General features: G+C 69.0%; 17 protein-coding genes. 9 read left to right on the top strand and 8 right to left on the bottom strand.

All coding sequences use genetic code 11. The features are described from left to right. Positions 1-19: 19 nt before the first annotated feature. Positions 20-1,198 (bottom strand): glycoside hydrolase family 105 protein, encoded by a 1,179-nt coding sequence (locus tag DMH03_RS33575; protein ID WP_125796037.1) that lies wholly within the window; start codon positions 1,196-1,198, stop codon positions 20-22. Positions 1,199-1,372: 174 nt separating this feature from the next. On the opposite strand from DMH03_RS33575, the gene folP reads away from it, so the two are divergent. Further along, on the top strand, positions 1,373-2,239 hold the full coding sequence (folP, locus tag DMH03_RS33570; protein ID WP_199749122.1) for a dihydropteroate synthase: 867 nt from the start codon (positions 1,373-1,375) through the stop codon (positions 2,237-2,239). A 13-nt stretch (positions 2,240-2,252) separates the two neighbouring features. Here the strand turns inward: folP and DMH03_RS33565 are convergent, their stop codons facing one another. Further along, positions 2,253-2,816 carry a dihydrofolate reductase family protein gene (locus DMH03_RS33565; protein ID WP_125796036.1) on the bottom strand — a complete coding sequence of 188 codons (564 nt, stop codon included), beginning with the start codon at positions 2,814-2,816 and terminating at the stop codon, positions 2,253-2,255. A gap of 157 nt (positions 2,817-2,973) precedes the next feature. On the opposite strand from DMH03_RS33565, the gene DMH03_RS33560 reads away from it, so the two are divergent. After that, positions 2,974-3,693, top strand: a complete 720-nt coding sequence (locus tag DMH03_RS33560) for a TetR/AcrR family transcriptional regulator (protein WP_125796035.1) — start codon at positions 2,974-2,976, stop codon at positions 3,691-3,693. A gap of 6 nt (positions 3,694-3,699) precedes the next feature. Here the strand turns inward: DMH03_RS33560 and DMH03_RS33555 are convergent, their stop codons facing one another. Then, complete coding sequence (locus DMH03_RS33555; RefSeq protein WP_125796358.1) at positions 3,700-5,220, bottom strand: sensor histidine kinase; 1,521 nt, start codon at positions 5,218-5,220, stop codon at positions 3,700-3,702. A 216-nt stretch (positions 5,221-5,436) separates the two neighbouring features. Here DMH03_RS33555 and DMH03_RS33550 point away from each other — a divergent pair, with 216 nt between their 5' ends. The 4 genes from DMH03_RS33550 (at position 5,437) to DMH03_RS33535 (ending at position 9,199) form a co-directional block, all read left to right on the top strand. Further along, entirely contained in the window at positions 5,437-6,498 is a 1,062-nt protein-coding gene (locus DMH03_RS33550; RefSeq protein ID WP_125796034.1) for an ABC transporter substrate-binding protein, read from the top strand. 16 nt (positions 6,499-6,514) lie between these two features. Continuing rightward, positions 6,515-7,297 (top strand): ABC transporter ATP-binding protein, encoded by a 783-nt coding sequence (locus tag DMH03_RS33545; RefSeq protein WP_125785692.1) that lies wholly within the window; start codon positions 6,515-6,517, stop codon positions 7,295-7,297. Beyond that, positions 7,284-8,177: an ABC transporter permease gene (locus DMH03_RS33540; RefSeq protein ID WP_125796033.1), complete on the top strand. Its 894-nt coding sequence runs from the start codon at positions 7,284-7,286 to the stop codon at positions 8,175-8,177. Before DMH03_RS33545 ends, DMH03_RS33540 begins: the two co-directional genes overlap by 14 nt. 89 nt (positions 8,178-8,266) lie before the next feature. Then, the gene (locus tag DMH03_RS33535) at positions 8,267-9,199 is read left to right on the top strand and encodes an acyl-ACP desaturase (RefSeq protein WP_125796032.1); all 933 of its coding nucleotides are present in this window, start codon (positions 8,267-8,269) and stop codon (positions 9,197-9,199) included. 163 nt (positions 9,200-9,362) lie between these two features. Here DMH03_RS33535 and DMH03_RS33530 read toward each other — a convergent pair whose 3' ends face one another. After that, on the bottom strand, positions 9,363-11,009 hold the full coding sequence (locus tag DMH03_RS33530; RefSeq protein WP_125796031.1) for a DEAD/DEAH box helicase: 1,647 nt from the start codon (positions 11,007-11,009) through the stop codon (positions 9,363-9,365). A 275-nt stretch (positions 11,010-11,284) separates the two neighbouring features. Between DMH03_RS33530 and DMH03_RS33525 the strand changes: the two genes are divergently transcribed. Then, positions 11,285-12,622: a serine hydrolase gene (locus tag DMH03_RS33525; protein WP_125796030.1), complete on the top strand. Its 1,338-nt coding sequence runs from the start codon at positions 11,285-11,287 to the stop codon at positions 12,620-12,622. A gap of 25 nt (positions 12,623-12,647) precedes the next feature. Further along, positions 12,648-14,378, top strand: coding sequence for an acyl-CoA dehydrogenase (locus DMH03_RS33520; RefSeq protein ID WP_199749121.1), 1,731 nt, complete (start codon positions 12,648-12,650; stop codon positions 14,376-14,378). 75 nt (positions 14,379-14,453) lie between these two features. Here DMH03_RS33520 and DMH03_RS33515 read toward each other — a convergent pair whose 3' ends face one another. Next, positions 14,454-16,841 carry a Tex family protein gene (locus DMH03_RS33515; protein WP_199749120.1) on the bottom strand — a complete coding sequence of 796 codons (2,388 nt, stop codon included), beginning with the start codon at positions 16,839-16,841 and terminating at the stop codon, positions 14,454-14,456. Positions 16,842-17,002: 161 nt separating this feature from the next. On the opposite strand from DMH03_RS33515, the gene DMH03_RS33510 reads away from it, so the two are divergent. Then, complete coding sequence (locus tag DMH03_RS33510) at positions 17,003-18,499, top strand: chitinase (protein ID WP_125796029.1); 1,497 nt, start codon at positions 17,003-17,005, stop codon at positions 18,497-18,499. Positions 18,500-18,636: 137 nt separating this feature from the next. On the opposite strand, the gene DMH03_RS33505 is transcribed toward DMH03_RS33510, so the two are convergent. The 3 genes from DMH03_RS33505 to DMH03_RS33495 all read right to left on the bottom strand — a co-directional run bounded on the left by DMH03_RS33505 (position 18,637) and on the right by DMH03_RS33495 (position 22,989). Next, entirely contained in the window at positions 18,637-20,304 is a 1,668-nt protein-coding gene (locus tag DMH03_RS33505) for a GMC oxidoreductase (protein WP_125796028.1), read from the bottom strand. After that, positions 20,301-21,758, bottom strand: a complete 1,458-nt coding sequence (locus tag DMH03_RS33500) for an NAD(P)/FAD-dependent oxidoreductase (RefSeq protein WP_125796027.1) — start codon at positions 21,756-21,758, stop codon at positions 20,301-20,303. The genes DMH03_RS33505 and DMH03_RS33500 overlap by 4 nt, the downstream gene beginning before the upstream one ends. Positions 21,759-21,888: 130 nt before the next feature. Then, a complete protein-coding gene (locus DMH03_RS33495) occupies positions 21,889-22,989 on the bottom strand; it encodes a winged helix DNA-binding domain-containing protein (RefSeq protein ID WP_125796026.1) in 1,101 nt (366 codons plus the stop codon). Positions 22,990-23,006: the final 17 nt, after the last annotated feature.

Below are 23,006 nucleotides of genomic sequence, written 5' to 3'. Positions count from 1 at the left end.
GCGATGTTAGCGCCTCCCGTCAATACCCGGCACTGCCGGGAAAACCCAGTTGCTCATTCATGATGAGAAACGCGCCGAGACCGTGGAAATCGTTGGTATTGCGTTTGCGTGCGTAGTAATACGCGGTATCGCCGACATTAGTGCCTTCGGAGATGTTTGCGATATCGGTCAATCCGCCGGCTCCGGTCGAAACCTGGGACAGGACCCCGCGGTAGCCCTTCGCCGCCACGGGTCCGTACTCCGCGCCGACGTAGCCGCGCTCCACCGCTCGGGAGAGCAGGAAGGTGTACATCGCCGAAGCCGACGTCTCCAGCCAGTTGTCCTTGTCGCCGCCCCGGTCGACGACCTGGAACCAGCGGCCGGTGGACCGGTCCTGCCAGCGGGTGTAGCCCGCCGCGAGGAACCTGACGACGTCGACGAGCCGCTTTCGCCGCGGATGGTCGCGGGGCAGGATCTCGAGGAGGTCGATCGCCGTCATCCCGAGCCAGCCGATCGCGCGGCCCCAGTGGTACTTCGAATGCCGCCCGGCGCCCGAAGCCCACGGTTCCGAGCCGTCCTCGTCGTAGGCGTGGTAGAGCAGGCCCTTGGCGGGCTCCTTGAGCCGGTCGAAGTAGACGCTGACGTTCTTCGCCGCCTCTTCGTAGCAGTAGGCGGCGTCGCCGAAGGTCTTGCCGTACAGGGCGAGGAACGGCTGCGCCATGTACACGCCGTCCGCCCACAGCTGTCCGACCCTGCTCGTGGCGTGGAACATCCCGCCGTCGGACGTCCGGGGATAGGACGGGAACCGGCCGCGCAGCTGCTCCGCCGCCGTCTTGTACTTCGCCTGCCCGGTTTCGGTGTACAGCAAGGGGAACATCTGCCCGGAGCGCATCGCGTCCAGGTTGGTGAAGCCGTTGGAGATCCCGTTTTCGGTGACGAAGCGGTCGTACCAGGCGAGGATGTAGTCGAGATAGGACTTCTCGCGGGTGCGCCGGTACACCAGGTACTGGCCGTAGAGGTAGAGGCCGCGGGTGTAGCCCCAGCCGCCGAGGGTGGCAGGCGTGAAGCGGTTCATCGTCGAGTCGACGATCGCCCCGGACCAGTCCACCGGCGCCGCGGTGGCCACGCCGGGCAGGGTGAGCGCGCCGAGGGCGCCCGCGGTTCCCGCCAGTACCGTGCGCCGGGAAAGCCGTGCCGGGTGAAGAGGATCCGATGACATTCGAGGCCTTTCCTGCACCGGGAAACCGGGGAGGCGACTCGCCGGGCTGAACTTCCTTGCGGGACAACGTCTACTCGGGTGTTCGACGGCGAGTCAATGAATGCTCCCGGTGTCCGGGACGGTCCCGATGGGCGGCACACTCCGCGGCGGCCTCCGCTCGCCTACGATCGGTGCGTGAACGAGCTGACCTTCCGCGGGCGCCGCGTCGCCCGGGACCGCGCCCTGGTCATGGCGATCGTCAACCGGACCCCCGATTCCTTCTACGACAAGGGTGCGACCTTCTCGGATCCGGACGCGCTCGCCGCCGTCGCCAAGGCGGTGGCCGACGGCGCCGACATCGTCGACATCGGCGGGGTCAAGGCCGGACCCGGTGCGGAGGTCGACGTCGAGGAAGAGATCCGGCGGGTGGTCCCGTTCGTCGAGCGGATCCGCGAACTGCACCCCGACCTGGTGATCAGCGTCGACACCTGGCGCCACGAGGTGGGCAGGCGTTCGGCGGAGGCGGGCGCGGATCTGATCAACGACACCTGGGCGGGAGCCGATCCGAAACTGGCCGAGGTCGCCGCGGAGTTCGGCACCGGCTACGTCTGCTCGCACACCGGGAACGCCGTCCCGCGCACCCGCCCGTTCCGGGTGAACTATCCGGACATCGTCGCGGATGTCGTCGCGGAGACGACGGCGCACGCCGAGGCGGTCGTGGCGCTCGGCGTCCCGCGTGCGGGGGTGCTGATCGACCCGACCCACGACTTCGGCAAGAACACGTGGCACAGCCTGGCGCTGCTGCGGCACGCGCGGGAACTGGCCGACACCGGGTGGCCGGTGCTGATGGCACTGTCCAATAAGGACTTCGTCGGGGAGACGCTCGGCGTGGAACTCGCGGAGCGGGTCGACGGGACCCTCGCCGCGACGGCATGGGCGGCGGCCGAGGGGGCACAGGTGTTCCGGGTGCACGAGGTCCGGCGCACCCGGCAGGTGCTGGAGATGGTCGCGTCGATCCAGGGGGTGCGGCCGCCCGCGCGCGCGATCCGCGGGCTGGCCTGACACCCTCCCCGGCTCAGGAGCTCTTCGGCTCCAGGTGCAGCGCGGTGATCCCGGATTCGAACGTCTTGGACCGCACCAGCCGCAGCGGCTGATTGCCGCCGAGCGCGGGGAACACCGGCAGGCCGGCGCCGATCGCGGTCGGGTTGACGAACAGGTGGATCTCGTCGAGCAGACCCTTGGCGATCAGATCCGCCGCGAGCCGGGCGCCGCCCGAGGTGATGATGTCGCCGCCCGGCTGGTCCTTGAGCTTGTGCACGATCTCGGTGAGGTCCCCGCCTGCCACGGTGGCGTTCTCCCAAGGCGACTCGGTGAGGCTGTTCGAGATCACCACCTTGGGCGTGTTGTTCATCTTGTCGATGGTCTCCTGCGTCTCGCCCTCCATACCCGACTGCCAGGCCGGGATGAACCCTTCGGCGAGGTTGCGGCCCAGCACGATGCAGTCGACCGGGTCCCAGAGCGGGCCGACGTAGGCGTTGACGTCGTCGGTCCACGGCATGGTCATCCAGTCCATCTCGCCTTCCGGGCCACCCATGTAGCCGTCGACGGTGGTCTGGACCTGCAGCTTGAACTTGCGCATGGCGCTGTTCCTTCCCAGTGAAGTATCTCTCGGACGCTCTTGTGTCCCCAGGAGAGCGATGTGTCCACCGGACACATGGTGTACGTTAGACACATCCGAGACCGGATGACAAGTCCCGAATGTCCGAAAGCCCGAATGTCCGAAAGCGGAGTGCACGATGGCGACCTCGACGGGAGCCGGCCCGGACCCCGGTGCCGGCAGTACCGAGCTGCTCTGGGGGCTGTCCCAGCGCGAGCCGAAACCTGCTCGCCCGGTGCTGACGATCGAGCGGATCGCCGACGCCGCGACCGGGATCGCCGACGCCGACGGCATCGCCGGCGTCTCCATGCACCTGGTCGCGAGCAAGCTCGACGTGACGAAAATGGCGCTGTACCGCCACGTCAGGAACAAGGCGGAACTGCTCGCGGTGATGACCGAACTGGCCATCGGCCCCGCGCCGGACCTCCTCGCGCTGCCCGGAGACTGGCGCTCCCGGCTCGAAGAATGGACGGTCCGGATGCGCGAGACCTGGCAGCGGCATCCGTGGCTGCCCGACGCCACGGTCGGCGTCCGGGCGACCGGGCCGCGGGAGATCGGCTGGACGGAGTCCGCCGTCGCCGCGCTGGCGGGCACCGGCCTGACCGGCGCCGAACGGATGGACGCGGTCTTCCTGATCAGCGGGCATCTGCGCAACACCCATTCGACGAACAACGCCGGGACCCAGCCCTGGGAAGGCGACCGCGGCCTGCGCGGGCACGTCGCGGCGAACCCGGACATGTTCCCGGCGCTGCACGAAGCGGCGACGTCGATCGAAGACGCCCCCGCCGACAACGGTTTCGAGTTCGGGCTTCAGCGGATCCTCGACGGACTCGCCGCGCTCATCGAACGACGGCGCTGACTCGCGTCAGCCGTCCAACGGGATGACGGCCGAAACCGTGGTGCCCGACCCGGGTTCGCTCGCGACGGTCAGTTCGCCGCCGAGCGCCCGGACCCGGTCGCGGAGGCCGTGCAGCCCGGAGCCGCCGTCGATGTCGGCCGTGCCGGTGCCGTCGTCGTGGACGTCCACCCGCAGGCCGTCCTCCTTGACGCGGATGACCACGCGGACCTCGCGTGCCCGCGCGTGTTTCAAGGCGTTGGTGACCGCTTCCGAGACGACGAAGTACGCCGTCGCCTCGACGGCGCCGCTGAGCCGCGGCACGTCCGCGCCCGCGAGGTCGACGGCGAGCGGGACCCGGTCCAGCAGTGACCGGACCGCGGGGATCAGCCCGGCCTCGGTGAGGATCGCGGGCCGGAGCCCGCGCGCGAGTTCACGCAGTTCGGTGATGGTGGCCTGGAGTTCGTCGATGGTGCCGGTCAGCAGGGCCGCGACCGGCGGCGTGAGGTCGCTCCCGAGCCGCCGCTCCGCCATCCTCAGCAGCAGCACGACACTGACCAGCCGTTGTTGCGCCCCGTCGTGCAGGTCCCGTTCGAGACGTCGCCGTTCGTCGTCGGCGGCGGCCACGATGCGGGCGCGCGACGCCTGGACCTCGACGAGGCGCTCCTCCAGTTCCGCGGCGAGCCGCTGGTTGTCCAGCACCAGCCCGGCGGCGCCGTTGAGCGCGTCGATCGACCGGCTGTCCTTCCACACCTCGTCGTCCTGCACGAGCGCGGCCAGGCCGGAACCGTCGCGTTCCAGCAGGAGCCGGATCATCTCCGCGTTGCCGACCCGCGCCCGCAGCACCCCGATCAGGAAGGTCAGCGGCCACAGGCAGAACGAGATCCGGTAGACGTCCAGCAGCGGTCCGGAGAACGGATGTGCGGAGCCGAGCGCGCTGCCGACCGTGGTGCTCACCGCGCCGATCACCGCGATCGCGACGACGGGGGAGAGCAGCCGCCGTTGCGGAAGCCGTCCGGCGAGCCAGCGGTAGAGCAGCACGACCAGCACCCCGGCGCCGATCAGCGCGCCGACCAGTTCCAGCAGCCGTTTGACCAGCTGTTCGGCCTCCGTCGAGGCGGCGACCGCGGCGAGGTTCTTCGGATCGTCGTTGACCAGCAGGCCGAGCACCGCCGCCCCGAAGACCACGGTGTAGGCGGAAAGGACGAGCACCCGTTCCCAGCGGGACCGGAGCTTCCCGTGCGGGAAGACGACCACGAGATGGGCGATCACCGGACTGGACGCGGCGGTCAGCGCCAAACCGGCGGTATGCGCGAGCGGCTCCTCGGCGAACTGCAGGTCCTCGGCGAACAACGCGAGCCCGGCCAGCGCGATGAGCAGGCCGATGGGGTTCGAAGCGCGGCGCACGTGCGCGACGGCACCGGCGAGGAGGAAGAGGAACCCGGTCGTGGACGAGAGGGTGGTGTCGAGCACGGTGTGCGTGCCGTCGGCGATCTTGAGCGTCGTCGCTACGACACCCATGCCGATACCGGCGGTCAGCACGCCCGCCATCGCGACGGTTCGAGGGCGCTTCACCACTAAGCGTGATTCGCCCGTTCGGCCCGAACCGTTACACCGGTCCTGAAATGTGGAACAGGAGTTCCGCCAGGTGTCAAGGATTCTCAGCATCTTTCCCGTCATTCGGATGGCGATGCAGGCACGTGGGTGAACATGCGACTCTCGCGCCACCACCCGAGCAGAGTCGTATCCTCCGAAAGGCGACCTTCCGTGCGCACCCACCACAGAGCCCGCTTACTGGCCGCGGCCTTCGCCGCCTTGACCTTGGCCGGCGGGATCGCGGGGTGTTCACGCGCGGACAGCGGCGCCGCTCCGGCTGAGCAGAAGAGCCAGGGACCCGCGGGCGAGGTGCGTGTCGGTTACTTCCCGAACGTGACGCACGCGCCCGCGCTGATCGGGGCCAAGAACGGCTTCTTCGCCAAGGAACTCGGTTCGACGAAGCTCACGACCCAGACCTTCAACGCCGGTCCCGAAGAGGTCAACGCGCTGCTCGGCGACTCGCTCGACATCGCGTTCATCGGTTCCGGCCCGGCCATCAACGCCTTCACCAAGTCCAAGGGCGCCATCCAGCTGGTCTCCGGCGCGGTCACCGGCGGCGCGCAGCTGGTGGTGAAGCCGGAGATCGCCACGCCGGAGCAGCTCGCCGGCAAGAACATCGCGACGCCGTCGCTGGCGAACACCCAGGACGTCGCGCTCAAGAAGTTCGTCGCCGAGAAGAAGCTGGCGGGAGTCAAGGTCACCAACCTCGACAACCCGAAGACGTTCGACGCCTTCAAGAAGGGCGAACTCGACGGCGGCTGGCTGCCGGAGCCGTGGTCCTCGCGGCTCGTGCTGGACGCGGGCGCGAAGGTACTCCTGGATGAGAAGACCCTGTGGCCGGAAGGCAAGTTCCCGACCACGGTCGTGATCGTCCGCAGCGAATTCCTGCAGCAGCATCCGGAGACCGTCACCGCCATCCTCAAGGGTGAACTCGCCGCCATCGAGTGGGCGAAGACCAACCCCGCCGAGGCGAAGAAGGTGGTCAACGGAGAACTCAAGGCGCTCGCGGGCAGCACACTGAACGAGGCCGTCCTCGACCGCGCGTTCTCCGGCATCGAACTGGGCATCGACCCGGTGGCGTCGACCTTCACCCAGCTCGCGCAGGACTCGGTGACCGCGGGCGTGGTGAAGTCCGCGGTGGACCTCAAGGGGTTCGCCGATTTCGGCCCGCTCAATGCCGTGCTCAAAGAGCAGGGCAAGCCCGGCGTGAACGCGCCGGGGCTGACGAAGTGACCGAAGGGGATCAGCGATGACGACCACCTTGGAGCCCGGCCTGTCCACCGGTGTCGCCGTGCGGCTCGACGGGGTCCGGAAGGCGTTCGGGCCGACCGGCCGCGCCGTCGTGGCCCTCGACGGGATGGACCTGACGGTCGCCCCCGGCGAGTTCGTCTGTCTCCTCGGCGCCTCCGGCTGCGGCAAGAGCACGCTGCTGAACCTGGTCGCCGGCCTCGACCGGCCGACGTCGGGCACGATCACCCTCGAGACCTCCCGGCCGGCGGTCATGTTCCAGGAGGCCGCGCTGATGCCGTGGCTGACCGCGGCCCGCAACGTGGAACTGCCGCTGCGCCTCGCCGGTTTCAGCCGGTCAGAGCGTCGCGAAAAGGCGGCCGAACTGCTCGAACTCGTCCGCCTCGGCGGCGCGGGCGACAAGCGGCCGCACGAGTTGTCCGGCGGGATGCGGCAGCGTGTCGCGCTCGCCAGGGCGCTGGCCGCGACCCTGCGCGTCGGCGGTGACCCGGAGCAGTCGCTGCTGCTGATGGACGAGCCGTTCGCCGCGCTCGACGCCATCACCCGCGACGTCCTGCAGGGTGAACTGCTGCGCGTCTACCGCAGCACCGGCACTTCGGTGCTGTTCGTGACCCACGACGTCCGCGAGGCCGTGCGGCTCGGCCAGCGGGTCGTGCTGCTCTCGTCGCGGCCGGGCCGGGTCGTGCGGGAATGGCGCGACGTCCAGGCCTCCGACGCCGAAGAGCTGACCTTGGAGATCACCGGTCACCTCCGGGAGGTGATCAGTACCCATGCCGCGGCTTGACCGCCCTGACGTAGAGGCATCAGCGGCGGACGAGGCCGTCGGCGCGGGGCTCGACACGCTCGACACCCCCACCGGGGAGCGCCGGGAAAGCCGGGGGAAGCGGTTCCTGCGCGGCTTCGTGCCGCCGTTGGTCTTCCTGGCCTTGCTGGTCGCGCTGTGGCAGGCCTTGTGGGCCGCCGCGTTCTGGCCGGAGGCCATGCTTCCCTCGCCGCTCGCGGTCTGGGACGAAATCGTCGGCATCACCGTCGACGGCGAGATCTTCGAATTCGTCTGGACGTCGGTGCACCGGGCCGCGCTCGGCTTCCTGATCGGCGTGGTCATCGGGACCCCGCTCGGCCTGCTGGTGGCGAAGGTCCGGGTCGTGCGTGCCGCGGTCGGACCGTTCCTGACCGGGCTGCAAAGCCTTCCGTCGGTGGCCTGGGTGCCCGCGGCGATCCTGTGGTTCGGGCTGAACGACGCTTCGATCTACTTCGTGGTGCTGCTGGGTTCGGTGCCTTCGATCGCCAACGGCCTCGTCGCCGGTATCGACCAGATCCCGCCGATCCTGCCGCGCGTCGGCCAGGTGATGGGGGCGAGCAGGCTGTCCTCCGCCCGGCACATCCTGCTGCCCGCCGCGCTGCCCGGTTTCCTCGCCGGACTCAAACAGGGCTGGGCGTTCTCGTGGCGTTCGCTGATGGCCGCCGAGCTGATCGCGCTGTCCCCGGCGCTCGGCAAGGGACTCGGCGCGTACCTGCACGAGGGCTCGTCGTTCAACAGCATGGAGGCCGTGATGTCGGCCATCTTCCTGATCTTGCTGGTCGGCGTCGGCATCGAGCTGGTGCTGTTCCGCCCACTGGAGCGTTCGGTCCTGCGTGCACGGGGGCTGACGGCCTCGCTTTAGCGTTCACCTTCCGGAGGTGGCAAACCTACGACACCGTAAGTTACGGTGTCGTAGGTAGGCGTTTTCCGTACCCTGGAAGGACGAAACGCATGACGGTCCCCGAAAGCACCCGGCTGATGCTCGAGCTGGAGGGAACGGTCGAGGAAAACCTCAACCGGCATCTCTCGGTCGCCAAGGAATGGATGCCGCACGAGTACGTGCCGTGGAGCGAGGGCAAGAACTTCGCCGAACTGGGCGGCGAGCCGTGGGATCCCGAGCAGTCACGGGTGTCGCCCATCGCGCGGACCTCGCTGGAGGTCAACCTCCTCACCGAGGACAACCTGCCGAGCTACCACCGCGAGATCGAGCGGGCGTTCGGCCGCGACGGCGCGTGGGGCACGTGGGTGCATCGCTGGACGGCCGAGGAGGGCCGCCACGGCATCTGCATCCGCGACTACCTGCTGGTGACGCGCGCGGTGGACCCGGTCGAGCTGGAGCGGGCGCGGATGCAGACCATGCAGGCCGGGTACGACAGCGGCGACAAAGCGTTGCTGAACGTCTTCGCGTACGTGTCGTTCCAGGAGCTGGCGACGCGGCTTTCGCATCGCAACACGGGCAAGTACACGCAGGATCCGATGTGCGAGAAGCTGCTCTCGCGAGTCGCGATGGACGAGAACCTGCACATGGTCTTCTACCGGAACCTGGTGCAGGCCTCGTTGGAGCTTTCACCCGACGCGATGATGCGCGCCATCACCGACGAGGTCGTCCAGTTCCAGATGCCGGGCGCGGTGATCCCGAGCTTCGTGCGGAAGGCCGCGCTGATCGCGAAGGCGGGCATCTACGACCTGCGGATCCACCACGACGAGGTGATCTGGCCGTTGCTGCGGCAGTGGAAGATCTTCGAGCTCGAAGGGCTCGGCGAGGTAGGGGAGAAGGCTCGAGACGAACTCGACCAGTTCCTGAAGGCCCTCGACACCCAGGCGTCCCGCTTCGAAGAGCGTCGCGCGGCCGCTGCCGCCCGCACCGCCGCCCGAAACGCGTGATCGAACGGCCGGCTCACGTGATCAGACGGACGGCTCACGTGATCAGACGGACGCCACGCCGAGTCGGGCTTGCCGACGCAGTGTCGTCCGTCTGATCACGCGTGTCGTCCGTCTGATCACGCGTGACGGCCGCCGGATCCAGCGTGGCGGCCGTCAGGACGAGCTAGCGCGAGCGGCGCGAGCCGGCGCGGGTGCCCGAGGAGAACGCGGCGGCACCGCCCCGGCGGGCCGGAGCGCCACCGGACTGGGCCTTGCCCGCACCGGAAGCCCGGCGCGGCTGGGAGTCGGCGGCACCGCGACGGCCCTGGCCGCCGGCCTTGGGCGCACCTTCGCGACGTCCGGTGGACTCGGCCGCGCGACGGCCGCCCTGGCCGGCGGGAGCGCCGCCACGGCGGTCGCCCTCGGCGCGGGGCTGACGCGTACGGCCTTCCGAAGAGCCACCAGCGCCGCCGCGACGCGAGCCACCACCGGAAGCACCCCTGCCACCGACGGAGGGGCCTCGGCCGCGACCGGCGCGGCTGCCGCGGCCACGGCCGCCTGCCGGACGGTCTTCGTCGTCACCCTTGCCCGGGATGGCTTCGCCGCTGGCGCTGACGCGCTTCGGCCGCATGTCCACGATCGGCTGACGCGGCGACGCGGTGAACGAACGCTCGCCGGGCGCCAGCTCCGACAGCAGCGGGTGGCCGGGGCCGAGCTGCGTCGTGGTCGGCTTGATGCCTGCCTTGCGGGTGAGGTCGCGGACGTCGCCGACCTGCGCGTCGGTCATCAGCGTGACGACGGTGCCGGACGCCCCGGCCCGCGCGGTCCGGCCGGACCGGTGCAGGTACGCCTTGTGCTCGACGGGCGGGTCGGCGTGGATGACCAGCGTCACGTCGTCGACGTGGATGCCGCGGGCGGCGATGTCGGTCGCGACCAGCGTCTTCGCCGCGCCGGAGGAGAACGCCTCCAGGTTGCGCGTGCGCGCGGTCTGCCCGAGGTTGCCGTGCAGTTCGACCGCCGGCACACCGGAGGCCATGAGCTTGCGCGTCAGCTGCTTGGCGCGGTGCTTCGTGCGGGTGAACACCAGCGTGCGGCCGGGTGCGGCGGTGAGGTCGATCAGCACCGCCAGCCGGTGGGTCTCCTCCAGGTGCAGCACGTGGTGCTTCATGGTCGAGACCGGCGACTGGGCCGAGTCGACGCTGTGCGTGACCGGGTTGTGCATGAAGCGCTTGACCAGCACGTCGACGCCCGCGTCGAGGGTCGCGGAGAACAGCAGCCGCTGCCCGCGCTCCGGGGTCTCGGCCATGATGCGCCGGACGTCGGGCAGGAAGCCGAGGTCGGCCATGTGGTCGGCCTCGTCCAGGACGGTGACCTCGATGTTGTCGAGCTTCACCTCGCCCGAACGCATGTGGTCGGCGAGCCTGCCGGGGCAGGCGACGACGATGTCGACGCCGTCACGCAGGCGGGTGATCTGCGGGTTGGGGCTGACGCCGCCGAAGATGGTGGTGACCTTGAGGCCGAGCGGCTTGGCCAGCGGCACGAACGACGCCTCGATCTGGGTGGCCAGCTCGCGGGTCGGCGCCAGGATCAGCGCGCGCGGACGGCCGGGGCGGCGCCGGGTCGGGCCGGCGGCGAGCCGGGCCAGGACGGGCAGCACGAAGCCGTAGGTCTTGCCGGAGCCGGTGCGGCCGCGGCCGAGGACGTCACGGCCCGCCAGCGAATGCGGCAGCGTGGCGGCCTGGATGGGGAACGGGCTGGTGACGCCCTGTTCGGCGAGCGAGTCCACGAGGGTCTTGGGCAGGCCGAGTTCGGTGAAGGTAGGTGTGCTCATAAGCGTGTGGGCACAGGTGCGCCCTGGTATCTCCGTAAGGATAGAAAGGGTTGTCCTGCCCGGCGCAGACCTCGGGGGGCCGCGGCGCGTGGTCTTCGACAACGAAACGCGGCCCGAGGCAGAACTGAGCGGACCGCGTTGTCCAGTGTACTGGGTCGTGATCTCCGGGGCTACGTGATGTCGCCCGCACCGGTCCGCCGATGTTCGTCGGTTCGGACGAGCCGGACGCCGCGTCGCGGTGAAACGCTGGCCTGACCGGACGAAAGGGGACACGGGTGTCGAACGTTCAGGATCTGCGAAGCGTGCTCGAAGAGGAGGCGCGCGGGGCGGGGGTCCCGGGAGCCGTGGTGGGGGTGACGCATCGCGGCGAGGAGTCGGTGTTCGCCACCGGAGTGTCCAGTGTGGACACCGGGCTTCCGGTCGATCCCGGCACCCTGTTCATGATCGGCTCCACCAGCAAGACCTTCGCCGCGGCAGCCGTGCTGGCCCTGGTCGAAGACGGTGTGCTGGACCTGGACCGGCCGGTCGTCGAATACCTTCCCGATCTCCCCTTGGCGGATCCGGTGGCGCGGACGACGGTGACGCTGCGCCATCTGCTCACGCACTCCGCCGGATTCCTCGGCGACGTGGACTTCACCACCGGGTGGGGTGACGACGCGCTGGCCCTCGCGATCGCGAAGTTCGGTGACCTGCCGCAGAACTTCGCGCCCGGCGAGGTGTTCTCCTACTGCAACGCCGGGTTCCAGCTGGCAGGCCGGGTCGTCGAGGTGGTGGCGGGCGAACCCTTCGAGGACGTGGTCCGCGCGCGGCTGCTCGAACCGCTGGGCATGACCGATTCGTATTACCTGCCGTGGGAGGTGCTCACGCGCCATCACGCCGTCGGGCACGTGCTGCGCGACGGCGGACCGGCGGTCGAGCACACCGTGGGCCTCACCCGCGCGGACAGCGCGAGCGGCGGACTGTGGTCGACGGCGGGCGACCAGCTGAAATGGGCCCGGTTCTTCCTGACCGGCGAGGCCGAGGGCAAGCCGCCGATCAGCGAAGCCACCCGCGACCTCATGCGCGCGCCGCAGCGCAAGGCCGCGCTGCGGTTCGAAGAGGTCGGGCTGAGCTGGCTGCACACCACCCACGGCGCGGCCCGGCTGGTCCGGCACGGCGGCAACGTGAGCAATCTGCAGCTGTCGGAGTTCGTGACCATTCCGGAGGAGGACTTCGCCGTCACGGTGCTGACCAACAGCGCGGGCGGCTCCGCGCTGGGCGCGAAGATCGTCGACTGGTGCCTGGAGAACCTGGTCGGGTTGCCTCCGCTCGCGAGCCCGCCGCCGGTGCCCCAGCCGGATATCGCCGAGTACCTCGGCCGCTACCAGACCGGTGACCTGGCGTTCGTGGTCAGCGACCGCGACGGCGCGCTGTGGGCCCAGCTGGTCGCCGAGATCGAGGACTTCCCGTCGCCGCCGCCGTTCGCGGCCGTCTTCGTGGGCGGCGACGCGATCGCCCCGGCCGCCGACACCCGCAAGCCCACCGCGCGTTTCCTGCGGAATGACCGCGGGGAGGTGACTTCGATCGAGTTCGGTGGCCGGACGGCGAAGCGGCGCGCTACGGTTACCGGGTAGTAACTTCGGCTGACCAGGAGTGACCATGAGCGAAAAGGCGACCGCGTTGTTGCTGAACCCGGGCGGGTACGACCCACGGCAGTTCGACCCGGAGACGCGTCGCCTGCTGCGTGCCACCATCGAATGGTTCGAACAGCGCGGCAAACGCAAACTCGTCGAGGACTACCACGACCGGACCTTCTACGCGGACTTCATCGAGTTCGCGGGCAAGGAAGGGCTGTTCTCGACGTTCCTCACTCCTGGCGCCAACGCCGAGGGGAACCCCGACAAGCGCTGGGACACCGCGCGGGTCGCGGCCCTGTCGGAAATCCTCGGCTTCTACGGCCTGAACTACTGGTACCCGTGGCAGGTCACCATCCTCGGCCTCGGCCCGGTGTGGCAGAGCGCGAACGAGGCCGCCCGCAAACGCGCGGCGGACTCGCTCGCGGCCGGCGGCGTCGCCGCGTTCGGACTGTCCGAAAAGGAGCACGGCGCCGACATCTACTCGTCGGACCTCGTGCTCACCCCGGACGGCGACGGCGGCTACCGCGCGAACGGGTCGAAGTACTACATCGGCAACGGAAACTGTGCGCGCACCGTGTCCGTGTTCGGCCGCATCGACGGCGTCGAGGGACCGGACCAGTACGTGTTCTTCTACGCGGACTCGGAGCACCCGAACTACCGTGTGGTGAAGAACGTCGTCCCGTCGCAGATGTACGTCGCCGAGTTCGAGCTCAACGACTACCCGGTGTCCGAAGAGGACATTCTGCACGTCGGCGCCGACGCGTTCTCCGCGGCGCTGAACACGGTCAACATCGGCAAGTTCAACCTGTGCTTCGGCGGCATCGGGATGTCGACGCACTCGCTGTACGAGGCGATCACGCACGCGCACAACCGGGTGCTCTACGGGAAGAAGGTCACCGATTTCCCGCACGTGCGCCGGGAATTCGTCGAGGCGTACGCGCGGCTCGTCGCGATGAAGCTGTTCTCCGACCGTGCCGTGGACTACTTCCGCAGCGCGAACGCGGACGACCGCCGGTACCTGCTGTTCAACCCGATCACCAAGATGAAGGTGACCACCGAGGCGCAGAAGGTCATCGGCCTGGTCGCGGATGTGGTGGCGGCCAAGGGTTTCGAGGCCGACACCTACCTCGCGATGTCCAAGAACGACATCGACGGCCTGCCGAAGCTGGAAGGCACGGTGGCGGTGAACCTCGCGCTGATCGCGAAGTTCGTGCCCGCGTACCTGTTCGCGCCGCAGGCCTACGAGCCGGTGCCGACCCGGTCCGACGCGGCCGACGACGAGTTCCTGTTCCGCCAGGGCCCCGCGCGCGGCCTGTCGAAGGTGCGGTTCCACGACTGGCGTGAGGCCTACACCAAGGCGTCCGCGATCCCGAACGTCGCGCGGTTCACCGAGCAGGCCGAGGCGCTGGTGAAGCTGTTCACCGAAGCCGCGCCGGACGAGGCGCAGCAGCAGGACATCGACTTCGGCCTCGCGCTGACCGAACTGTTCACGTTGGTCGTCTACGGGCAGCTGGTGCTGGAGCAGGCGGAGATCACCGGCATCGAGACCGAGGTCGTCGACCAGATCTTCGCCATCCTGGTGCAGGACTTCAGCGTCACCGCGATCGATCTGCACGGGAAGTCGTCCTCGACCGAGGCGCAGCAGGCGCTCGCGCTGGCGTCGATCCGGAAGCCGGTCGTCGACGCGACGCGCTTCGATCACGTGTGGTCACTGGTGCGGGACCTCTCGGGCGCCTACGCCATGAACCCCTGAGCCGACGGCTGCAATGAAAGGACCGTTCCTTGCGAAATTTGCAAGGAACGGTCCTTTCATTGCACGCCTGAGTGCTTACTTGCCGTAGCCGGCCTTGCGGAGGGCGTCCGCCAGCGAGCCGCCGCCACCGCTACCGGAGTTCCCGCCCCGGTTCCCGCCTCGGTTACCGCCGCCCTGGCCGCCCTGACGCTGCCCACCTTGACGCTGACCGCCCTGGCCGCGGTCACGACCGCCGCCACCGCCGCCGCCCTGCTCGCGAGCGGGACGGCCGGGCTCGTCGTCCAGCCGCAGGGTCAGCGAGATCCGCTTGCGCGGCACGTCGACTTCCAGCACCTTCACCTTGACGATGTCGCCGGGTTTCACGACCTCACGCGGGTCCTTGACGAAGTTCTTCGACAGCGCCGAGACATGCGCGAGCCCGTCCTGGTGCACGCCGACGTCGATGAACGCGCCGAACGCGGCCACGTTCGTCACGACGCCTTCCAGCCGCATTCCCGGCTTGAGGTCGCCGATCTTCTCGACACCCTCGGCGAAAGTCGCGGTCTTGAACGCCGGACGCGGGTCGCGGCCCGGCTTTTCGAGTTCGGCGAGGATGTCGGTCACCGTCGGGAGGCCGAAGGTGTCGTCGACGAACTCCGTGGGCTTCAGCGCCTGCAGTGTCCGCGAGTTGCCGATCAGCGCGCGGATGTCCGTGCCGGTCGAGCTCAGGATCCGCCGCACCACCGGATAGGCCTCGGGGTGCACCGAGGACGAGTCGAGCGGGTCGTCGCCGTCCGGGATCCGGAGGAAGCCCGCGCACTGTTCGAAGGCCTTGGGGCCGAGCCGCGCGACCTCCTTGAGCCCGGTCCGCGTCTTGAACGGACCGTTCTCGTCGCGGTGCGCGACGATGTTCTCCGCCAGCGTGGTCGTGATGCCCGAGACGCGGGTCAGCAGCGGCGCCGACGCGGTGTTGACGTCCACGCCGACGGCGTTCACGCAGTCTTCGACCACCGCGTCGAGTGACCGTGACAGCGAGATCTCCGACAGATCGTGCTGGTACTGCCCGACGCCGATCGACTTCGGGTCGATCTTCACCAGTTCCGCCAGCGGGTCCTGCAGGCGCCGCGCGATGGAGACCGCGCCGCGCAGCGAGACGTCCATCCCCGGCAGTTCCTGCGACGCGAACGCCGACGCCGAGTAGACCGACGCGCCCGCCTCGGAGACGACGGCCTTGGTCAGCTTCAGTTCCGGGTGCTTCTTGATCAGCTCGCCGGCGAGTTTGTCGGTCTCGCGGGACGCGGTGCCGTTGCCGATCGAGATCAGGTCCACCTTGTGCCGGGCGCAGAGCGCGGCGAGTTCGGCGATGGACTGGTCCCATTTGTTCGCCGGCTGGTGCGGGTAGATCACGTGGGTGCCGACGACCTTGCCGGTGTCGTCGACGACGGCGACCTTGACGCCGGTACGGAAACCCGGGTCGAGGCCCATCGTGGCGCGGGTGCCCGCCGGGGCGGCGAGCAGCAGGTCGCGCAGGTTCGCGGCGAACACGCGGACGGCGTCGTCCTCGGCCGACTGGCGCAGCCGCATCCGCAGGTCGATGCCCAGGTGCAGCAGGATCTTCGTGCGCCACGCCCAGCGGACGGTGTCGCCGAGCCACTTGTCGCCGGGGCGGCCTTCGTTGGAGATGCCGAACTTGTGCGCGATGCGGGTCTCGTAGTCGGTCGGCCCTGTACGCGGTTCGTCGGAGGGCTCCTCGGACTCCATGGTGAGGTCGAGGATCTCTTCCTTCTCGCCGCGGAACATCGCGAGGATCCGGTGCGAGGGGAGCTTGCTGTAGGGCTCGGAGAACTCGAAGTAGTCGGAGAACTTCGCGCCCTCTTCGGCCTTGCCGTCGCGGACCTTCGACGCGAGGCGGCCCTGCGACCACATCTTCTCGCGCAGCTCGCCGATCAGGTCGGCGTCCTCGGCGAAGCGTTCCACGAGGATCGCGCGGGCGCCATCGAGCGCGGCCTGCGCGTCGGCGACTCCCTTGTCGGCGTCGACGAACACCGCGGCCGCGGCCTGCGGGTCGGTGTTCGGGTCGCTCAGCAGCCCGTCGGCGAGCGGCTCCAGACCGGCCTCGCGGGCGATCATCGCCTTCGTCCGCCGCTTGGGCTTGTACGGCAGGTAGATGTCCTCGAGACGGGACTTGGTGTCCGCCGCCATGATCGACGCTTCGAGCGCCTCGTCCAGCTTGCCCTGGCTGCGGATCGAGTCCAGGACCGCGACCCGGCGCTCGTTGAGTTCCCGCAGGTAGCGGAGGCGTTCTTCGAGGGTGCGGAGCTGGGTGTCGTCCAGCATCCCGGTGACCTCTTTGCGGTACCGGGCGATGAACGGCACGGTCGATCCGCCGTCCAGCAGGTCGACGGCCGCCTTGACCTGCCCTTCGCGCACACCGAGTTCTTCGGCGATCTTCTGCTCGACTGTCTGCAGGCCCTGCACGCTCACTCCCACGCTCCTGAATCCGCCCTCGGGTGCTCTCGGACCCTGCATTCTGCCGCTCGTGCCGAGCCGACTTTCGTATGGCCTCCTCTAACCGAACCCTTGACAGTTGTATTGGTCTAGTCCATTTTGATGTGGCCGACGTCACCTGTTCGTGGAGGCCAGCCGTGAAAGTCAAGCCCAAACACGCGTTCCTCGCCCTGCTGTCGTCACTGGCCGTGTGCCTGGGGGTGACTTTCGCGGTCTCGGGCAGTGCCTCGGCCGCCAACATCCTGACCAACCCGGGCTTCGAACTCGGGACCACGAGCGGCTGGACCTGCACCGGCGCGAACGCGGTGGTCACCACGCCGGTCCATTCGGGCACCCGCGCGCTCAGCGCCACTCCGGCGGGTCAGGACAACGCCCGCTGCTCGCAGAGCGTGGCTGTGAAGGCCAACACCGCGTACACGCTTTCGGCGTGGGTGCAGGGCAGCTACACCTACCTCGGCGTCACCGGCACCGGCACGGGTGACAAGAACACCTGGACCCCGGGCGGGGCCAGCTGGTCGCAGCTCTCGCTGAGCTTCACCACCGGCGCGTCCACCACGAGCGTCCAGATCTACCTGCACGGCTGGTACGGCCAGCCCGCGTACTTCGCCGACGACGTGAACCTCGACGGTCCCGGCGGCTCGCCGACCACGACCCCGACCACGCCGACGACGTCCACGAGCCCGACGACGACGACCACCACCACCAGTTCGCCGACGACCACGACCAGCACCCCGCCGACCGGGAACCTGCCGAAGCACGTGATCACCGGCTACTGGCAGAACTTCTACAACGGCGCGAAGGCGCTCAAGCTCGCCGACGTCCCGACGAAGTACAACATCATCGCGGTGTCCTTCGCCGACGCGACGGCCACGCCGGGCGCGGTCACCTTCACCCTCGACTCGGGGCTGTCGAGCCAGCTCGGCGGCTACACCGACGCGCAGTTCAAGGCCGACATCAAGACGGCGCAGGCACGCGGGCAGAAGGTCATCTTGTCCGTCGGCGGCGAGAAGGGCACGATCCGCGTCGACTCCGCGGCCGCGGCCACGAACTTCTCCAACAGCATGAAGTCGCTCATCGCGACCTACGGCTTCGACGGCGTCGACATCGACCTGGAGAACGGCGTCAACGCGACCTACATGGCGCAGGCGCTGCGCAGCATCCACGCCGCGGGCGGCACCGTCATCACCATGGCGCCGCAGACGATCGACATGCAGAACCCGGCGGCCGAGTACTTCAAGCTGGCGCTGAACGTCAAGGACATCCTGACGATCGTCAACATGCAGTACTACAACAGCGGCACGATGCTCGGCTGCGACCAGAAGGTCTACTCGCAGGGCACGGTCGACTTCCTCACCGCGCTGGCCTGCATCCAGCTGCAGAGCGGTCTGCGGGCCGACCAGGTCGGGCTCGGCCTGCCCGCGTCGGGCTCGGCGGCCGGTGGCGGCTACCAGGCGCCCGGCAACACGGTCAACGCGCTGAACTGCCTGGCGAAGGGCACGAACTGCGGTTCGTTCAAGCCGGCGACGACGTACCCGACGATCCGGGGCGCGATGACCTGGTCGATCAACTGGGACGCCTCGCAGGGCTACGCGTGGTCGAACACGGTGAGCGCGGGCCTGGCGGGCCTCCCGTGATGATCCTCTAGACCGGGGCGGGGCACCGTCGTCGCGCGGGCGACGGTGCCTCGCCCTTTCCACACCCCGCATTTAGTCCTCTGGATGCGGTAGTTGGCAGGGCGAACTACCGCATCCAGAGGACTAAATGCATGAGGTCAGAGCGGGGTGAGGGGCAGGCGCAGGGCGGCGGGGGCGTGGGGCGGCACGACGGGCTTGAGCGGGGCGACGGGGGACAGGCGCCGGTAGGGGGAGCCGAGCGGCGGCCGCGGGTCTGCCTCGCCTTTGTTGGGCCACAACGACATCGCGCGTTCCGCCTGCGCGGTGATGGTCAGCGACGGGTTCACCCCGAGGTTCGCCGAGATCGCCGAGCCGTCCGCGATATGCAGCCCGGGATAGCCGTGCACGCGCTGGTACGGATCGACGACGCCGGTCTCGGCGCTGTCGCCGATCGCGCAGCCGCCGATGAAATGCCCGGTGATCGGGATGTTCGCCAGATCCGTCCAGGCGCCCTGCGCCAGCCCGCCGATCTTGTCCGCCACCCGCCGCGTGACCTCGTGCCCGGCCGGGATCCACTCCGGGTTCGGCTCACCGATGCCCTGCTTCGTGGTCATCCGGCGGCCGAAGAGCCCGCTTTTCGTATACGTGGTCACGGAATTGTTCAGCGTCTGCATCACCAGCAGCCCGACCATCCGCTCCGACCACCGTCGCGGGTTGTGCAGCCGCACCAGCTGCCGCCGGTTCCGCCACAGTTCCCGCGCGCCCAGCACCCACCGGCGCTTGCCCGGCTCGGCGTCGACGAGCACCGTCGTCAGCAGTCCCATGAAGTTGCTGCCCTTGCCGTAACGCACCGGTTCGATGTGCGTGACGGCATCGGGATGGATCGACGACGTGATCGCGACGCCGCGAGTGAAGTCCGTGTCCTTGCGCAGGGAACGCGCGGCGAGCACGGCCTCGGAGTTCGTCCTGGCGAGCAAGCCCAGGCGCGGTGACAGCTCCGGCAGCGTGCCGGAGTCCTTCAGCGAATGCAGAAGCCGTTGCGTGCCCAGGGAAGCGGCGGCGAACACGACCTCCGACGCGGTGAAGGTCCGCTTGCGTTTGCGCACCCAACGTCCAGTTTGGACGGTGTCGATCGCGTAGCCGCCATCGATCGGCCGGACCGAAACCGCGGTGGTCAGCGGATGGACCTCCGCGCCCGCCTTTTCCGCCAGGTACAGGTAGTTCTTGACGGTCGTGTTCTTCGCGCCGACCCGGCAGCCGGTCATGCACTCGCCGCAGTGCGTGCACGGCTTCCGCAGCGGGCCTTCGCCGCCGAAGAACGGGTCGACGTCGCGCTTGCCGAAGTGGACGCCGACCGGCGTCGGCCGGTAGGTGTCGGCGATGCCCATGTCCTCGGCGACCTCGCGCAGTACGCGGTCGGCCGGGGTGACCAGCGGGTTCTCCACCACGCCCAGCATCCGTTTCGCCTGGTCGTAATGCGGGGCGAGTTCGGCCTTCCAATCGGTGATGTGCGCCCACTGCGGGTCTTCGTAGAAGGTGTCCGGGGGTTCGTAGAGCGTGTTCGCGTAGACGAGCGAGCCGCCGCCGACGCCCGCGCCGCTCAGCACGAAAGTGTTCTTCAGCAGGGTCAGCCGTTGGATGCCGTAGCAGCCCAGTTTCGGGGCCCACAGGTATTTCCGCAGTCGCCACGAAGTCTTCGCGAACTCGTCGTCGGCGAACCGGCGGCCGGTCTCCAGCACGCCGACGCGATAGCCCTTCTCAGTGAGCCGCAACGCGGTCACGCTGCCGCCGAAGCCGGAGCCGATCACCAGCACGTCGTAGTTCATCGGGCTCCCGCCGTCCGGTAGTCGCCGAGGTCGAGCTTCTTCGTCCGCCGGTCGTACTCGGTCACCAGGCCCGGCCAGTTCGTGCTCACGCGGCCGTTCTCCTGGCGGTACCAGCTGGCGCAGGTCGTCCAGACACTGTGCCCGAGCCGTCGCTGGATCTCCTTGTCGTACCGCTGCTCGACCTCCGGGACGACGTCCATATAGGACACTTCCGGCTTCGTGAGGTGTTCCACGGCCTGGCGGATGTAGCGGGCCTGCCGTTCGATCATGTAGATGATGGAGCCGGCGCCGAGGTTCGTGTTGGGCCCGTAGACGCAGAACAGGTTCGGGAAACCCGGCACGGTCATGCCGAGGTACGCCCGCGCGCCGCCCTTCCACGCGTCGGACAGCGCCCGTCCCCCGAGACCCTCCACCTTGAGCTCGCCGAGGAAGTCGGTCGCCGCGAAACCGGTCCCGTAGACGATGACGTCGGCCTCGTGTTCGACGCCGTCCTCGGTGAGCACCCCGGACGGCGTGATCGCGCTGATGCGCCGCGTCTCCACGGCGACGTTGTGCTGCGCCAGGGCGGGCAGGTACTCGTTGGTGAACAGGATCCGCTTGCAGCCCAGCGGATAGTCCGGGGTGAGTTTCTCGCGCAGCGCCCGGTCTTTGATGTGACGGCGGCGCAGCTGGGCCGTCCGAAGTTCGAAGACCTTGGCCAGCAAGGGATGTTTGGTCATCGCGTAGGTCGCGTACTCGGCGAGGAGGAAGATCCGCAGCCTCCCGAGCAGCTGGGTGGCGGGCAGATGCCGGAACAACCGGTGCTGCCAGCGCCGGTAGCGGGTGTCCCGTTTGGCCATGATGTAGGGCGCGGTGCGCTGGAACACCGTCAGTTCACCCGCCTGGCGCTGGAGTTCGGGCACGAACTGGATCGCGCTCGCGCCGGTGCCGATCACCGCGACCTTCTTGCCGCGCAGGTCGACGTCGTGGTCCCAGCGCGCGGAGTGGAAACTGGCGCCCTCAAAGGTTTCCTGGCCGGGGATGTCCGGCTGGACCGGCCGCGAGAGCTGGCCGACGGCGGGGACGAACACGGTGGCCTCGAACGTCTCGCCGCCCGCGGTCTCCACCCGCCAAAGCCCGCGCTCCTCGTCGAAGGCCGCGGCGGTGACGCGCGTGTCGAAGCGGATGTGCGGTTCGAGCCCGTAGCGGCGCACCACGCGTTTGAGGTACGAGTGGATGTCCGGTTGCAGCGAGAACCGCTTCGGCCAGTCGGGATTGGGCTCGTAGGAGAACGAGTACAGCGGCGACGGGATGTCGCAGCCGGCGCCGGGGTACGTGTTTTCCCGCCAGACGCCACCCGGTTCACCGGCGCTCTCCAGGATGGTGAAGTCGTCGAAGCCGGCGCGTTTGAGCTCGATCGCCGTCCCGACCCCGCCGAAGCCCGTCCCTACGATCAGCACGCTCGTCTTGCCCATGCCGATCGAAGTTACGCACCCGTCAGCCCTGGTGGAAGTACACGACCGGCCACTCAATCGAGATTTTCGGCCACGCCCTGCCCGCATTTCGTCCTCTGAATGCGGAAGTTGGTGGTGCGAACTACCGCATTCAGAGGACGAAATGCACCGAGTGGGACTCGGCCTTCGGGTGGGCCCAGGTCAGAAGGCGGTGGGCGGAGCTTTCGAGGGCGTCCAGATCGCGCTTCGGGACGCGCTCGAACGGCGTGATCGTCACCGAAGCTGCCTTCTTCGCCGCCTTGATCTCCCAGAAGCCCTTCACGGACCCGTCGACCAGGATGGTGCCCTTGACCAGGCCGTTCTGCGTGATGACGATCTTGCGGTGCTCGTCGCTGATCACGCGGGTGCGGTCGGCGTAGGACAGGACGGTCTGGTCGAACGGCCCCAGCAGCCTGGCGGGCGCGGGGGTGTCCGGGTCCGGGCGTGAGGCGTCTTCGAGGTCGAAGAGTTCGCGTCCGTTCTCGTCGCGGAACGTCCGCAGTTCCGGCCGCAGCCGCTCGGCGACCTCGCCGAGCTTCGTGATCCCGGCCCACGCCTGCGCGTCCTGCACGCTGGCAGGCCCGAAAGCGGCCAGATAGCGCCGGAACATCGCTTCCGGCGACGGCGTCGCGTCCGGCTCGGCGCCCAGCCAGTCCCCGGTGGTCTGATAGGTCGGCTGCCCGGACTTGCCCCAGACCCCGCGCGGCGGGATCTGCACCAGCGGCAGCAGCGCCCGCGCGACGTGCACCAGCGCCGACGGTCCCGCGCTGTCCCAGCGTTTCGCCAGTTCCGCGCCGAGTTCGGCGGACGACAGCGGCCGCTCGCCGAGCAGTTTGCGCGCGGTGCGGGCGATCTCCTGGTGGTCGAGGCCCTTGATCTCCGGGGTGAACTGGGTGTTGTCCATCGAACGGTCGTAGAGCGGCTGCACGATCGGCCGCCACGCCAGCGCGTCCGCCGGTTTCACCAGGTGCACCGTGCCGCGCATGAGCGCGATCCGCACGACACTCTTGTCCAGCAGCAGGTTCGCCAGCTCTTCCTGGCGGAAGCCGTGCAGCCGCGTCCACAGCGCGAAGTACGGCGGATTCGGCGCTTGCGCCTGCAACCCGGCCAGCTGCTCGACCGCTTCGAGCGCGGTCATCTTCGAACGCCGGAGCAGCAACTGCCGGTCCAGCATGGCGCGGTTCAGCGCGCGCCTGCTCAACGTGTCGGACATGCCGCTCACCCTAAACA

Origin of the sequence: Amycolatopsis sp. WAC 01376 (assembly GCF_003947415.1) — a bacterium.
Taxonomy (GTDB): Bacteria; Actinomycetota; Actinomycetes; order Mycobacteriales; family Pseudonocardiaceae; genus Amycolatopsis.
This window is presented reverse-complemented; position numbering and strand designations above follow the sequence as displayed.

Coding starts and splice junctions, on each gene's coding strand:
- DMH03_RS33575 (WP_125796037.1), bottom strand. CDS start 1,198: ATGTCATCGGATCCTCTTCACCCGGCACGGCTTTCCCGGCGCACGGTA.
- DMH03_RS33565 (WP_125796036.1), bottom strand. CDS start 2,816: ATGCGCAAGTTCAAGCTGCAGGTCCAGACCACCGTCGACGGCTACATG.
- DMH03_RS33560 (WP_125796035.1), top strand. CDS start 2,974: ATGGCGACCTCGACGGGAGCCGGCCCGGACCCCGGTGCCGGCAGTACC.
- DMH03_RS33555 (WP_125796358.1), bottom strand. CDS start 5,220: ATGGCGGGCGTGCTGACCGCCGGTATCGGCATGGGTGTCGTAGCGACG.
- DMH03_RS33545 (WP_125785692.1), top strand. CDS start 6,515: ATGACGACCACCTTGGAGCCCGGCCTGTCCACCGGTGTCGCCGTGCGG.
- DMH03_RS33540 (WP_125796033.1), top strand. CDS start 7,284: ATGCCGCGGCTTGACCGCCCTGACGTAGAGGCATCAGCGGCGGACGAG.
- DMH03_RS33535 (WP_125796032.1), top strand. CDS start 8,267: ATGACGGTCCCCGAAAGCACCCGGCTGATGCTCGAGCTGGAGGGAACG.
- DMH03_RS33530 (WP_125796031.1), bottom strand. CDS start 11,009: ATGAGCACACCTACCTTCACCGAACTCGGCCTGCCCAAGACCCTCGTG.
- DMH03_RS33520 (WP_199749121.1), top strand. CDS start 12,648: ATGAGCGAAAAGGCGACCGCGTTGTTGCTGAACCCGGGCGGGTACGAC.
- DMH03_RS33505 (WP_125796028.1), bottom strand. CDS start 20,304: ATGAACTACGACGTGCTGGTGATCGGCTCCGGCTTCGGCGGCAGCGTG.
- DMH03_RS33500 (WP_125796027.1), bottom strand. CDS start 21,758: ATGGGCAAGACGAGCGTGCTGATCGTAGGGACGGGCTTCGGCGGGGTC.
- DMH03_RS33495 (WP_125796026.1), bottom strand. CDS start 22,989: ATGTCCGACACGTTGAGCAGGCGCGCGCTGAACCGCGCCATGCTGGAC.